Origin of the sequence: Modestobacter sp. I12A-02662, from assembly GCF_041028325.1 — a bacterium.
GTDB lineage: Bacteria > Actinomycetota > Actinomycetes > Mycobacteriales > Geodermatophilaceae > Modestobacter.
The window spans coordinates 453,240-465,455 of the sequence record NZ_JABGDE010000003.1; the positions used below are offsets into that span (position 1 = coordinate 453,240).

General features: G+C 75.0%; 10 protein-coding genes, 1 pseudogene and 1 riboswitch. Of the genes and pseudogenes, 6 read left to right on the plus strand and 5 right to left on the minus strand.

The features are described from left to right. Positions 1 to 10: 10 nt before the first annotated feature. From HL189_RS05015 to HL189_RS05025, 3 genes are read left to right on the plus strand one after another with little or no spacing between them, the layout of a single operon-like run. Positions 11 to 1,306, plus strand: a complete 1,296-nt coding sequence (locus HL189_RS05015; protein WP_369132599.1) for a LytR C-terminal domain-containing protein — start codon at positions 11 to 13, stop codon at positions 1,304 to 1,306. A 56-nt stretch (positions 1,307 to 1,362) separates the two neighbouring features. Next, positions 1,363 to 4,236: an alpha/beta fold hydrolase gene (locus HL189_RS05020; protein ID WP_369132600.1), complete on the plus strand. Its 2,874-nt coding sequence runs from the start codon at positions 1,363 to 1,365 to the stop codon at positions 4,234 to 4,236. Then, a complete protein-coding gene (locus HL189_RS05025) occupies positions 4,236 to 5,102 on the plus strand; it encodes an ABC transporter permease (protein WP_369132601.1) in 867 nt (288 codons plus the stop codon). The genes HL189_RS05020 and HL189_RS05025 overlap by 1 nt, the downstream gene beginning before the upstream one ends. 46 nt (positions 5,103 to 5,148) lie before the next feature. Here the strand turns inward: HL189_RS05025 and HL189_RS05030 are convergent, their stop codons facing one another. The 3 genes from HL189_RS05030 to HL189_RS05040 form a co-directional block, all read right to left on the minus strand. After that, complete coding sequence (locus HL189_RS05030) at positions 5,149 to 6,000, minus strand: hypothetical protein (RefSeq protein ID WP_369132602.1); 852 nt, start codon at positions 5,998 to 6,000, stop codon at positions 5,149 to 5,151. Between the two features lie 99 nt (positions 6,001 to 6,099). Continuing rightward, positions 6,100 to 6,912: a hypothetical protein gene (locus tag HL189_RS05035; RefSeq protein WP_369132603.1), complete on the minus strand. Its 813-nt coding sequence runs from the start codon at positions 6,910 to 6,912 to the stop codon at positions 6,100 to 6,102. Positions 6,913 to 7,057: 145 nt separating this feature from the next. Next, positions 7,058 to 7,879: an HAD family hydrolase gene (locus tag HL189_RS05040; RefSeq protein ID WP_369132604.1), complete on the minus strand. Its 822-nt coding sequence runs from the start codon at positions 7,877 to 7,879 to the stop codon at positions 7,058 to 7,060. A gap of 82 nt (positions 7,880 to 7,961) precedes the next feature. Further along, positions 7,962 to 8,089, plus strand: a riboswitch (SAM riboswitch). Positions 8,090 to 8,101: 12 nt separating this feature from the next. Between HL189_RS05040 and thrC the strand changes: the two genes are divergently transcribed. The 3 genes from thrC to groL all read left to right on the plus strand — a co-directional run bounded on the left by thrC (position 8,102) and on the right by groL (position 11,721). After that, a complete protein-coding gene (gene thrC, locus HL189_RS05045; RefSeq protein WP_369132605.1) occupies positions 8,102 to 9,403 on the plus strand; it encodes a threonine synthase in 1,302 nt (433 codons plus the stop codon). A gap of 218 nt (positions 9,404 to 9,621) precedes the next feature. After that, a complete protein-coding gene (locus tag HL189_RS05050; RefSeq protein WP_222262580.1) occupies positions 9,622 to 9,822 on the plus strand; it encodes a cold-shock protein in 201 nt (66 codons plus the stop codon). Positions 9,823 to 10,092: 270 nt separating this feature from the next. Next, positions 10,093 to 11,721 (plus strand): chaperonin GroEL, encoded by a 1,629-nt coding sequence (groL, locus tag HL189_RS05055; protein WP_369132606.1) that lies wholly within the window; start codon positions 10,093 to 10,095, stop codon positions 11,719 to 11,721. 191 nt (positions 11,722 to 11,912) lie between these two features. Here groL and HL189_RS05060 read toward each other — a convergent pair whose 3' ends face one another. After that, positions 11,913 to 11,969 carry a hypothetical protein gene (locus HL189_RS05060; protein WP_369132633.1) on the minus strand — a complete coding sequence of 19 codons (57 nt, stop codon included), beginning with the start codon at positions 11,967 to 11,969 and terminating at the stop codon, positions 11,913 to 11,915. A gap of 59 nt (positions 11,970 to 12,028) precedes the next feature. After that, positions 12,029 to 12,139 (minus strand): annotated as a pseudogene (locus HL189_RS05065) (VOC family protein); the annotation flags it as partial. Between the last annotated feature and the right edge of the window lie 77 nt (positions 12,140 to 12,216).

Below are 12,216 nucleotides of genomic sequence, written 5' to 3' on the forward strand. Positions count from 1 at the left end.
TGAGGACCCGATGTCCCGCCACTCACCCGAGGCGCGCCGCACGGGCGTGCCCCCGGAGGGTGGCCGTCGCCGCACCGACCGGCCGGCGACCCCGCCGCTGCGCCGGACGGACGTCCTGGACAGCACCGGACCGATGGGTCCGTCGGTGGGCCCCGGGACCTCCGTCGACCGGCCGGCCGGCCGGCCGATCGTGCCGCCGGCCCCACCGCAGCGCAGCGTGGCCCCGCAGGTCCACGTCGAGCAGCAGGTGCCAGCGCGGCCGAACACCCCCGCCCCCACCGCCGCGTCGCCCCGGGTGGTCGCCCCCGCCCTCACCGCCGCGTCGCCCCGGGTGGTGGCCCCCGCACCCGCCCCCACCGCCGCGTCGCCCCGGGTGGTCGCCCCCCTCCGGCCGGCTGCGCCGCCGCCGACGGACGCCACCCAGCGGGTGTCTGCCGCGCCTGCCGACTCCGGCCGCACAGGATCGGCCGTGCGCCCGCCGGCGTCCGGCCCCCAGCCCGTGCGCGGTCCGCGCACGCCCGCCCGCCCCGAGCCGCCCGAGGCCCGGGCGGCAGCGGCGCCGGAACGGCCGGCAGGTCCGCCGGTCGGCCGTGGGCCCGAGGCGGTCGGTGGACCGGCCAGCGGACCGGTCGGCGGCCCCGTGGGTGGGCGCGCCGCCGTCCGGGCCGAGCGTCAGGCGGCGGAGGCCGCGCGCAGGAAGTCGGGCAAGCGGACGCCGTCCGGTGCGCAGGGGTCGACGGCCGCCGGCCGCGGTCCCGAGCCGGCCGGGGACCAGCGCCCGGGTGCGCCCCGCCGGGCGGTCCAGGGGCTGCTCGGCGTCGTCGTCGTCGCGCTGGTCGTCCTCGGCGTGTGGTCCTTCTCCGCGCCGGTGACCGAGGAGACGTCGGTACGGACCCCGGCGCAGTCCCAGGCCACGAGCAGCGCACCGGCGACCTCGGCCGCCCCCGAGGCGGCGGCTCCGGAGGCCGCGGTGCCCCCGGTCGAGGAGGTGCCCGCCCCGGTGGGTCCGGTCCGGGCTCCGATCACCGTGCTCAACAGCACCACCATCAACGGGCTCGCGGGCGACGTCGGGGACCAGTTCAGCGCCGCCGGCTGGGAGGTCCGCGGCACCGCCGCCTATACCGGCTCGGACGTCGCGGTCACCACCGTCTACGTCACCGAGGGCGACGTCCAGCAGCAGCAGGCGGCGGCCCAGCTCATCGAGCAGTTCCCCGACCTGATCGGTCCCGCGACCCGGTTCTTCGACGTGCCCGGGGTCGTGGACCCCGGGCTGGTCGTCGTCGCGACGGGGAACTGGCGGCCCTGACCGGGTCGTCGGGCGTGTCGCGGAACCAGCCCGCCTCCCCGTCCGTTCCCGCCCACGTGCGCTCCGCTCCCGGGGCGGCGCTCCGCTCGCCGCGCCCTGCCGCGCGGTCCGCCGTCGCCGCCCTGCTCACCACCCTGCTCGTCCTGGCGCTCGCCGTCACGGCCGTCGGTCGCGCGCCGTCGGCCCGCGCCGCCGAGGACGTCGCCACCACCGAGACCCGGCTGCCCTCGGGCACCGGCGCCGCCGCCGTCGAGCTGGACACCACGCTCTACGTCCCACCCACGGCCACCGCGGCGGATCCGGCGCCGGCGGTGCTGCTGGCCCACGGCTTCGGCGGGAGCAAGGACTCCGTCGCCGCGGACGCCGAGGACCTGGCCGACCGCGGGTACGTCGTCCTGGCCTGGTCGGCGCGCGGGTTCGGGGCCAGCACCGGGCAGATCGGCCTGAACGACCCGCGGTACGAGGTCGCCGACGTCGGCACCCTGCTCGACCTGCTCGCCGACCGGGACGACGTCCTCCTCGACGGCCCGGGCGACCCGCGGGTCGGCGTCGCCGGCGGGTCCTACGGCGGGGCGCTGGCGCTGCTGGCCGCCGCCTACGAGCCCCGCGTGGACGCCATCGCGCCGCAGATCACCTGGAACTCCCTGACCACCGCGCTCTTCCCCGAGCAGGCCGGCGCCGGCTCCGGCGAGGGCACCCCGGCGGCCACACCGGTCAGCACCGACGCCGGCGTCTTCAAGCGGACCTGGGCCGGCATCTTCTTCGGCATGGGCGCGGCCGGTCTGCCCATGAACGGCGACGCCACCGGCGCTCCGCCGGGGGACGGCGTCCCGACCGCGGGCGGCGGGCCCGTCGACGGCGCCGACCCGGCCGCCGTGGCCCAGGCGCTGACCTGCGGGCGGTTCAGCGCCGAGATCTGCGCGGCCTACCAGTCGGCGGCGCCCACCGGCGCGCTGACCCCGCAGATCGCGGCCGTGCTGGAGCGCAGCAGCCCGGCGGGCGTGCTGGACCGGATCACCGCGCCCACGCTGCTCGTGCAGGGCACGCAGGACTCGCTGTTCGGGCTCGGGGAGGCCGACGCCAACGCGCGCGGCATCGCCTCGAACGGCACCCCGGTGCGCGTCGTCTGGTACGCCGGCGGCCACGACACCGGCAGCTCCGACCGGGTCGCCGCCGAGCTGCGCGAGGAGGTCGCCGGCTGGTTCGAGACCCACCTCCGGGGCGCCGGTGGCGGGCCGGGCGGCGGCTTCAGCTACCCGGCGCCGACCGGGCTGAGCAGCGTGGGCAGCGTCCAGGGCGGCACGCAGACCGCCGAGGCGTCCACCTACCCGGGGCTGGCCGGCACCGACCCGGTGCGGCGCACGGCTATCGAGCTGTCCGGGACCGTCCAGCCGGTCGTCGCCCCGGCCGGCGGGAGTCCCGCCACCCTCACCACCGTCCCCGGGCTCGGCGCGGTGACCAGCGCGCTGGGCGGCAGCACGCTTGAGATCCCCGGCCAGGCGGCCGCCTTCGACTCGGCCGAGCTGACCGACGCCGTCGACGTCGTGGGCGCCTCCACCGTCGACATCAGCGTCGCCTCGCCCACCGGCAGCGCCACGCTGTTCGCCAAGCTCTACGACGTCGCGCCCGACGGCACCATGAGCCTGCCGGGCAGCCTGGTGGCGCCGCTCGCGCTGACCGGCCTGTCGGCGGACCCGGCGGCGCCGACGGAGGTCACGGTGACCCTGCCGGGCATCGTGCACCGCTTCGAGGTGGGGCACACGATGCGCGTCGTCGTCTCGACCACGGACCAGGCCTACGCCCTGCCGGCCGCGTCGACCGTCTACACGGTGGGGCTCGCCGGGGGAGCGTCCCTGGCCGCGCCGCAGGTGGCCGGGGCGGTCGAGGCCGCCGCCGGCAGCACGCGCTGGTGGGTGCTGCTCGGGGTCCTGGCCGGCCTCGCCCTGCTCGCCTGGCTGGCCGCCCGGCTGTGGGGACGGCGGCACCGCCGGCAGCTCTCCGTGGCCGCGCCGGACGGCGAGGACGTGCCGCTGCGGTTCACCGGCGTCACCAAGGCCTACGCGGACGGGTTCGTCGCCGTCCGCGACCTGTCCTTCGAGGTCCGCCGCGGCCAGGTGCTGGGGCTGCTCGGACCGAACGGTGCGGGCAAGACGACGTCCCTGCGGATGCTCATGGGGCTCATCCGGCCGACCGAGGGGCGGATCGAGGTGTTCGGCCACGCGGCCGGCGCCGGGGCCCCGGTGCTCTCCCGGCTGGGCTCCTTCGTCGAGGGCACCGGCCTGCAGCCGCACCTCTCCGGCCGGGACAACCTCACGCTGTACTGGGCCGCCACCGGCCGGCCGCTCGCCGACGCGCACATGGAGGAGGCGATCGAGGTCGCCGGCCTCGGCGCCGCGATCGACAAGCGGGTGCGCAGCTACAGCCAGGGCATGCGGCAGCGGGTGGCGATCGCCCAGGCGATGCTCGGCCTGCCCGACCTGCTGGTCCTCGACGAGCCGACCAACGGGCTGGACCCGCCGCAGATCCACGCCATGCGGCAGGTGCTGCGCTCCTACGCCGAGACCGGGCGCACGGTCATCGTCTCCAGCCACCTGCTGGCCGAGATCGAGCAGACCTGCACCCACGTCGTGGTCATGGCCAAGGGGCGCAAGATCGCGCAGGGCACGGTCGACGAGATCGTCGGCACCGGCGGGGCGGTGCTGGTCGGCCTGGCCGACGACGCCGACACCGACCGGGCCGCCGCCGTCCTCGCCGCCCTGCCCGGGGCCGGTCCCGTCGACCGCACGGACGAGGGCCTGGTCGTCGACCTCGGGCCCACGAGCCGGGCGGCGGCGGTGGCCGCGCTGGTGTCGTCCGGCGTCGGTGTCGACCGGATCCTCCCGCGCCGCCGGCTGGAGGACGCGTTCCTGTCCCTGGTGGGGGAGAGCTGATGACCTCGAACGCAACGGCGACGGGCGCGGCGCCCGGCTACCGGCCCGAGCGCACCCTGCGGCTCGGCGTGGAGCTGCGCCGGCAGTTCAAGCGCCACCGCACCCTCGGGGTGTTCGGGCTGATGGTGGCGCTGCCGCTGATCCTGATCGGCGCGCTGCAGCTGGGCGGCACGGAGGAGGCGGAGGAGAACAGCCGGGTCAACCTGGTCGACGTCGCCACCGCGAGCGGGCTGAACCTGACCCTGTTCGTGCTGTTCGCGACCACCGGGTTCTTCCTGGTCGTCGTCTTCGCGCTGTTCTTCGGCGACACGGTGGCCAGCGAGGCGTCGTGGGGGTCGCTGCGCTACGCGCTGGCCACCCCGGTGCCGCGGGCCCGGCTGCTGAGGCAGAAGTGGCTGGCCGCGCTGGTGCTCTCGGTCGGCGCCATGGTGCTGCTGGTCGGGGTCGCCCTGGTGGCGGGCGGGATCGCCTTCGGCTTCGGTGACCTCCGGACGCCGGTGGGGATCGCGCTGGACCAGGGCACCGGGATGGTCCGGCTGGCCGGGATGGTGGGCTACCTCGTCGTCCACCTGCTGATCGTCGGGTCGCTGGCGTTCTGGCTGTCGACCGTCACCGACGCGCCGCTCGCGGCCGTCGGCGGGGCCGTCTTCACCACCATCGTGTTCGCGGTGCTGGAGCAGGTCGAGCAGCTGGGCAGCGTCCGCGACTGGTTCCCGACCGCGCACAACTACGCGTGGACCGACCTGCTGCAGACCCCGGTCGACTCCGGCGACCTCTTCCGCGGCGTGGTGCAGGGCCTGGCCTACTCCGCCGTGCTCACCGCGCTGGCCTTCAGGCACTTCGCCCGCAAGGACGTCACCTCCTGACCGGGCGACGGGCCCGGCCGCCCCGAAGCGGCCGGGCCCGCCGCGCTCAGGTCAGCCGACGGCGGCGTGCGGCCGCCGTCAGGCCGAGGCCGGTGGTGAGCAGGAGCAGCACCGCCAGCAGCGGCCCGAGCACCGGGCTGCCGGTGTAGGCCAGCGCGGTGCCGTCCGCCGGGCTGCCGTCCGTCGGGTTGCTGTTCGTCGGGCTGCTGTTCGTCGGGCTGCCGTCTGTCGGGCTGCCGCCCGTGCCGGCGGGTGCGGCGAACGGCGATCCGGAGCCACCGGGCAGGTCACCCGACGACAGGGACCGGGTGGCCGGCATCCCGCCGGTCGGCCCGCCGGTGCCGCCGCTGGCGGTCGCGTCGTCCCTCCCGCCCGCGACCCGGATCCCGCCGTTCGGCCCGCCGGGCGCCGCGACGGTCGCCCCCTCGGGCGCCGAGCAGCCGGCCGTGGACCCGCCGAGGACCGCCAGGCCGTTCCCGCACACCCGCAGCGGGGCGTCGGCGAGCACGATCGACCCGGTGCGGTCGGACCCGGTCGTGGTCGTCCCGGAGCCTGCCTCGGCGCCGGCGCCGGCGCCGGCGCCGGTTGCGGCGGGTGCGGCCGGCTGGGCGACGTCCAGCCCAGCGGCGTCCGCGGCGTTCCCGGCGACGGTGACCGGCACGGCTGCCGTGACGACGCCGAGGTCGACCGCCACCGCGCCGCTGACGTCGGGCAGCGGGAGTTCGGCCGGGGTCCCGCCGGGAGCCGTGCCGAGGACGGCGAGTGCGTTGTCCGTGACGGTGACCGGGACGGTCACGTCCAGGAGGCGGTCGTCGGCGGCGGCGACGCCGGTTCCGACGGCGAGCAGGCCGCCGGCCAGCAGCCCTGTCTGCAGGGCGCGCGTGATCCACACGTTCATGGGAGATGTCCTCCTCGAGATGGTGCTCGGACTGGGAGCCGGTCGCGGAGCGCGCGACCGGGTGGCGCCGGGTCAGTCGGACGGCTGACGGCGGCGGTCTCAGTCCGGGGAGAAGGCGGGGTCGGACGCGGCGTCGCCGGGGGCAGCCCCAGCGCCGTCCGCGGTGGTCTGCAGGGCCGGGGCAGCCACGGCGGCGGCTCGGGAGGTGAGGTCGGCCGGAGGCTGGTCGGTGGACGAGCCGGCGCCGGCGGTGGACGTGGGCAGTGCGGCCGGGACGCCCGGGGCCGGCGTAGCGGGGGCGGGAGCCGGCGGCGCGTCCTGCGACAGGTCGGGCTGGCCAGGAGCCGGGAGGTGCGCGACGCCGAGCGGCGGGACGACGAGCGGCTCGACGGGGACCACCGGGGTGGGCGTGGCGTCGGCCGGAGCGCCGGCGGCGGCCGCGGCGAGCACCGGCGAGGCGTCCTGCAGCACCGGCTCGACCATGGGTGCGGCGGCCCGCGTCACCGCGGTGAGCACCGGCGGGGCGTCCTGCAGCACCGGCTCGACCATGGGTGCGGCGGCCCGCGCCACCGCGGCGAGCACCGGCGGGGCGTCCTGCAGCACCGGCTCGACCACGGCCTGCACCGGGAGGGCGAGGACCGGGGCGGCGGCCTGCAGCACCGGCTCGGTCACGGGTGCCGCGACCTCCCCCACGGTCGTGGTCACGACCGGCGCGACGAGCGCCGCGGCCGGCTCCCCGACCCCCGTGGCGACCCCCGCCAGCAGGCCCCCGGTCAGCGGCCGCGCATCCGCCGGGGCGGTGGCCGAGCCGAGCAGCCACAGGACGGTGGCCAGGCCGGCGAGCACGAGGACGCGGCCGAGGTACCGGGGCAACCGGGCGGCCCGGGGCGCGGCCGGGGTGGATTCGCTCACCACGCCTCCCCACCATGCGTCACCAGGTCTTCACGTCCAGTGAACCCGCTGACCGGCGCGGCCGCTGCGCGGACGGGGTCGTCCGATGGGGTGGACTCGGGGTCCCAGGCGTCACCGACGGTCAGGACGTCAACCGACCGGGGCCCTAGAGGGAGGCGAGCACCGCCTCGGCCCAGCCCTCGCCCATGGGCGCCCGGGTCACCGCGGCGTTCGGGACGGCGGACAACCGGGCCGCCATGCCGTCGACCGCGGCCCCGTTGGCGGTGATCCAGAGCCGGCCGACCGCGGGCGCCATCTCCAGGTCGCTCACGCTGTCGCCGACCGCCACCGCGTCGGCGGCGTTCAGCCCGCGCCGGGCGAGGTCCCAGCGGATCGCCGCGCCCTTGGAGATCCCGCGCGGCATCAGGTGGTAGACGTGCGGCGGCAGCGCCTCCGGGGCGAGCGTCATCCGCGAGGTCGCCGGCACCGCGCCGTTGTCGTTGATCGTCAGCCAGGGCCACCCGCGCTCGGCGAGCCAGCCGTCCACCGCCGCAGGGTCGACCCGGCCGCGCAGCAGGGCGTCGGTCGCGTGGGTGGCGTGCCAGGGCGCGTGCCACTCGATCCGCCCGGGGTGCGCGGCGATCAGCTGCTCCACCACGCCCAGCTCGGCCATCACCGACATCGGCGTCCGGCCGGCGTACTCCGCGGGCACGTCGCCGGGGAGCAGGTGGGTCCGCCGTCCGCCGTCCCAGCTGACGACCGACCCCAGCTCGGCGATCGCGCCGTCCGCGGCGAAGATCCGCTGCGCCTCCAGGAGCTGGTCCGGGGTGCGGCCGGAGACCAGCACCAGGGGCACCCCGGCGCGGTGCAGCTCCAGCAGCGCGGTGGCCGGGGTGGCCGTCAGCTCCCGGTCCGCCCGGTGCCAGAAGGAGCCGCGCGGGCCCACCATCGTGCCGTCGAGGTCGGTGTAGACGATGCGGGCGGGCACACCCCCATCTTGCCGGTCCGCCGCCGGCCGTCCTGGCCGTCCCCGGACCCGTCGGATGCGCCGGGTACAGTCGCCCACGTTCCACTCATCCAGAGGGGCAGAGGGACACGGCCCGATGAAGCCCCGGCAACCGCCGTCCGCACATCCGCGGACGGGAGGTGCCAATTCCGTCCCGCGCGGCTCGACGGCCCGACGCGGGGAAGATGAGGAGGTTGTCGTCGAATGACCCTGACTGCTCCCGGTTCTCTCCAGGCCGACTCCACGGCCGGAGGCCAGGTCGTCCCCAGCCCGGCCAAGGGCCTGATCTGTCGCAACTGCGGCGCCACGTTCGGCCTCATCGCCGAGCACGCCTGCGCCGAGTGCTTCGGACCGCTCGAGGTCGACTACGACAAGGACCTGCTCCAGGCGGTGACCCGGGAGCAGATCCAGGCCGGACCGCAGAACATCTGGCGGTACGTCGCGCTGCTGCCCGTCGGGCAGGACCCCGCGTCCCGGGTCACCCTCGACCCGGGCCTGACCCCGCTCATCCGCGCCGACCGGCTCGCCGCCGAGCTCGGCATCACGGGTGGGCTGTGGGTGAAGGACGACTCGGCCAACCCGACCCACTCGTTCAAGGACCGCGTGGTCAGCCTCGCCGCGACCGCCGCCAAGGGCTTCGGCTACACCAAGATCGCCTGCGCCTCCACCGGCAACCTGGCCAACTCCGTCGCCGCGCACGCCGCGCGCAACGGCCTGCCGAGCTTCGTCTTCGTGCCCAGCGACCTGGAGCCGGGCAAGATCGTCCAGTCCGGGGTCTACGGGCAGGCGCTGATCGCCGTGGACGGTTCCTACGACGACGTCAACCGGCTCACCAGCGAGCTCGCCGAGACCGACGAGTTCGAGGACGCCGCCTTCGTCAACCAGAACGTCCGGCCGTACTACGCCGAGGGCTCCAAGACGATGGGCTACGAGCTCGCCGAGCAGCTGGGTTGGCGGATCCCGGCGCAGGTGGTCATCCCGATGGCGTCCGGCTCGCTGCTCACCAAGGTGGACAAGGCCTGGCGGGAGCTCGTCGCCGCCGGGATCGTCGAGGACACCGGGTGGACCGTCTTCGGTGCGCAGTCGGCCGGGTGCGACCCGATCGCCACCGCCTTCGACAACGGCTGGGACGTCGTCAAGCCGGTGAAGCCGACCGGGATCGCCAAGTCGCTGAACATCGGCAACCCTGCCGACGGCCCCTACGCCCTGGACGCGATCCGGCGCACCGGGGGTGCGGTCGGCCGGGTCGGCGACGCCGAGATCGTGCAGGGCATCCGGGACCTCGCGCGCACCACCGGCGTCTTCGCCGAGACCGCGGGCGGCGTCACCATCGCCGTGCTGCGGCAGCTGATCGGGGACGGCCGGCTCGACCCGGCCAAGGAGACCGTCGTCCTCAACACCGGCGAGGGGCTGAAGACCCTCGACCCGATCACCCCGGTCGTCGGCCCCACCCACCGGGTCCAGCCGACGCTGCGGTCGGTGCGGGAAGCCGGCCTGATCGGCTGACGACGGCCGCGCCGCGGCGCGGTCAGCCGGTCGATCGACCGAGCCGCAATCGTTACCACACCGGGTGATGGAGAGCGGTTTGGAGCCGTGACCAGCGGCGATCCGTGCTGTACCGTTCCGCGCGGTTCGAGTTCCACGTTCGTGTCCACGGGCGGAAGAGCGAGACCCGACCCCTCGGAGCTGAGGGGTTGACCGCACGCACGAACGTGGGAGCACACGTGGCACAGGGCACCGTGAAGTGGTTCAACGCCGAGAAGGGCTTCGGCTTCATCGCCGTCGACGGCGGCCAGGACGTCTTCGTCCACTACTCGGCCATCCAGATGGACGGCTACAAGAGCCTCGACGAGGGCCAGCGGGTCACCTTCGAGGTCGTCCAGGGCGAGAAGGGTCCGCAGGCGGACGCCGTCCGCGGCGCCTGATCCACTCGGGTCACGAGGCCCGGTCCCCCACGGGGACCGGGCCTCGTCGCACGTCAGGGCCCGGGCCGGCCCCGGTCGGGGGACCCCCTCCTTGCACTCGCCGAGGTCGAGTGCCAAACTTCGGTTGGCACTCGGAGCTGCCGAGTGCCAACCAGGTCGGAACGGTGAGGCACCGGTCCGCGGACCGCAGGAGCGTCCGCGTCGCTGGTGTCGTCCGTCGCGGGCGCCGGGCCTGACCGTGCAGCGATCAAGCATGGAGGACACCACCACATGGCCAAGATGATCGCCTTCGAGGAAGAGGCGCGCCGCGGCCTCGAGCGGGGCATGAACACCCTCGCCGACGCCGTCAAGGTGACCCTCGGCCCCAAGGGCCGCAACGTCGTGCTGGAGAAGAAGTGGGGCGCTCCCACGATCACCAACGACGGTGTGAGCATCGCCAAGGAGATCGAGCTCGAGGACCCGTGGGAGAAGATCGGGGCCGAGCTGGTCAAGGAGGTCGCGAAGAAGACCGACGACGTCGCCGGTGACGGCACCACCACCGCCACCGTGCTCGCCCAGGCGCTCGTCCGCGAGGGTCTGCGCAACGTCGCCGCCGGCGCGAACCCGATGGCCCTGAAGAAGGGCATCGAGAAGGCAGTCGCCTCGGTCTCGGACTACCTCCTGGCCACCGCCAAGGACGTCGAGACCAAGGAGCAGATCGCGGCCACCGCCTCGATCTCCGCCGCCGACCCCGCCATCGGTGAGCTCATCGCCGAGGCGATGGACAAGGTCGGCAAGGAAGGTGTCATCACCGTCGAGGAGAGCAACACCTTCGGTCTCGAGCTCGAGCTCACCGAGGGCATGCGCTTCGACAAGGGACACCTGTCGGCCTACTTCGTGACCGACACCGACCGCATGGAGACCGTGCTCGACGACCCGTACATCCTGGTCGTCAACAGCAAGATCTCCTCGGTGAAGGACCTGCTCCCGCTGCTGGAGAAGGTCATGCAGTCCGGCAAGCCGCTGGCGATCATCGCCGAGGACGTCGAGGGCGAGGCCCTGGCGACCCTGGTGGTCAACAAGATCCGCGGCACCTTCAAGTCGGTCGCCGTCAAGGCCCCCGGCTTCGGTGACCGCCGCAAGGCCATGCTGCAGGACATCGCCATCCTCACCGGTGGTCAGGTCATCAGCGAGGAGGTCGGCCTCAAGCTGGAGAACGCCGACCTGTCCCTGCTGGGCCGGGCGCGCAAGTTCGTCACCACCAAGGACGAGACGACCATCATCGAGGGCGCCGGTGACGCCGACCAGATCCAGGGTCGCGTCAACCAGATCCGCGCCGAGATCGAGAAGTCGGACTCCGACTACGACCGCGAGAAGCTGCAGGAGCGCCTGGCCAAGCTGGCCGGTGGCGTCGCCGTCATCAAGGCCGGCGCCGCGACCGAGGTCGAGCTCAAGGAGCGCAAGCACCGCATCGAGGACGCGGTGCGCAACGCCAAGGCCGCCGTCGAGGAGGGCATCGTCGCCGGTGGTGGCGTCGCCCTGGCGCAGGCCACCACCGTGGCGTTCGACAAGCTCGAGCTCGAGGGCGACGAGGCGACCGGTGCCAACATCGTGCGCGTCGCGCTCGAGGCGCCGCTGAAGCAGATCGCGATCAACGCCGGCCTCGAGGGCGGCGTCGTCGCGGAGAAGGTGCGCAACTCGGAGACCGGCTGGGGCCTCAACGCCGCCAGCGGCGAGTACGTGGACCTGGTCGCGGCCGGCATCATCGACCCGGCCAAGGTCACCCGCTCGGCGCTGCAGAACGCCGCCTCCATCGCGGCGCTCTTCCTCACCACCGAGGCCGTCATCGCCGACAAGCCGGAGAAGAACGCCCCGGCCATGCCCGGCGGCGACGGCGGCATGGGCGGCATGGACTTCTGAGAGAGGACCCCTCTGCCCCCCACCGTTCGCAAGCTCACGGCGGGGGCCTGCAGAGGGGCCGTTCCAGGTCCCTCGCGTAACACCAGCACTGCCCGGCAGGGGCGGTTCCGCATCGCGCGGGGCCGCCCCTGTCGGCGTTGCCGGGTCGTTCTCGTCGGATCGGGTCGGGTCGATCCGCTGGAGTCGGGCGATCACCCGGCTTGGGGGGCGAAGACGCAGAACTCGTTGCCCTCGGGGTCGGCGAGCACGTCCAGCCGATGTGCTCGTCCCGCCGCCGCACCAGCGTCGCGCCCAGCGCGAGGAGCACCTCGGTGTCGCCGTCGACGTCGTGGTGCATGCGGTTCTCGACCACCTTCGGCTCCGCGACCGGGTTCACCCAGATCGTCGGCCCGGCGCCGGTCGGGTCGGCGATCGGCACGGGGCCGGCCCCCTGCAGGGTCCCGTCACGAGCCTGCGAGTGGCGGGGGGCAGGGGGTGCTTCTCCAGTCGGCCAGC

Bases quoted from the DNA above. Each gene is read 5' to 3' on its own strand.
- thrC (WP_369132605.1), top strand. From the start codon at position 8,102: ATGACCCTGACTGCTCCCGGTTCTCTCCAGGCCGACTCCACGGCCGGA.
- HL189_RS05030 (WP_369132602.1), bottom strand. From the start codon at position 6,000: ATGAACGTGTGGATCACGCGCGCCCTGCAGACAGGGCTGCTGGCCGGC.
- HL189_RS05025 (WP_369132601.1), top strand. From the start codon at position 4,236: ATGACCTCGAACGCAACGGCGACGGGCGCGGCGCCCGGCTACCGGCCC.
- groL (WP_369132606.1), top strand. From the start codon at position 10,093: ATGGCCAAGATGATCGCCTTCGAGGAAGAGGCGCGCCGCGGCCTCGAG.
- HL189_RS05015 (WP_369132599.1), top strand. From the start codon at position 11: ATGTCCCGCCACTCACCCGAGGCGCGCCGCACGGGCGTGCCCCCGGAG.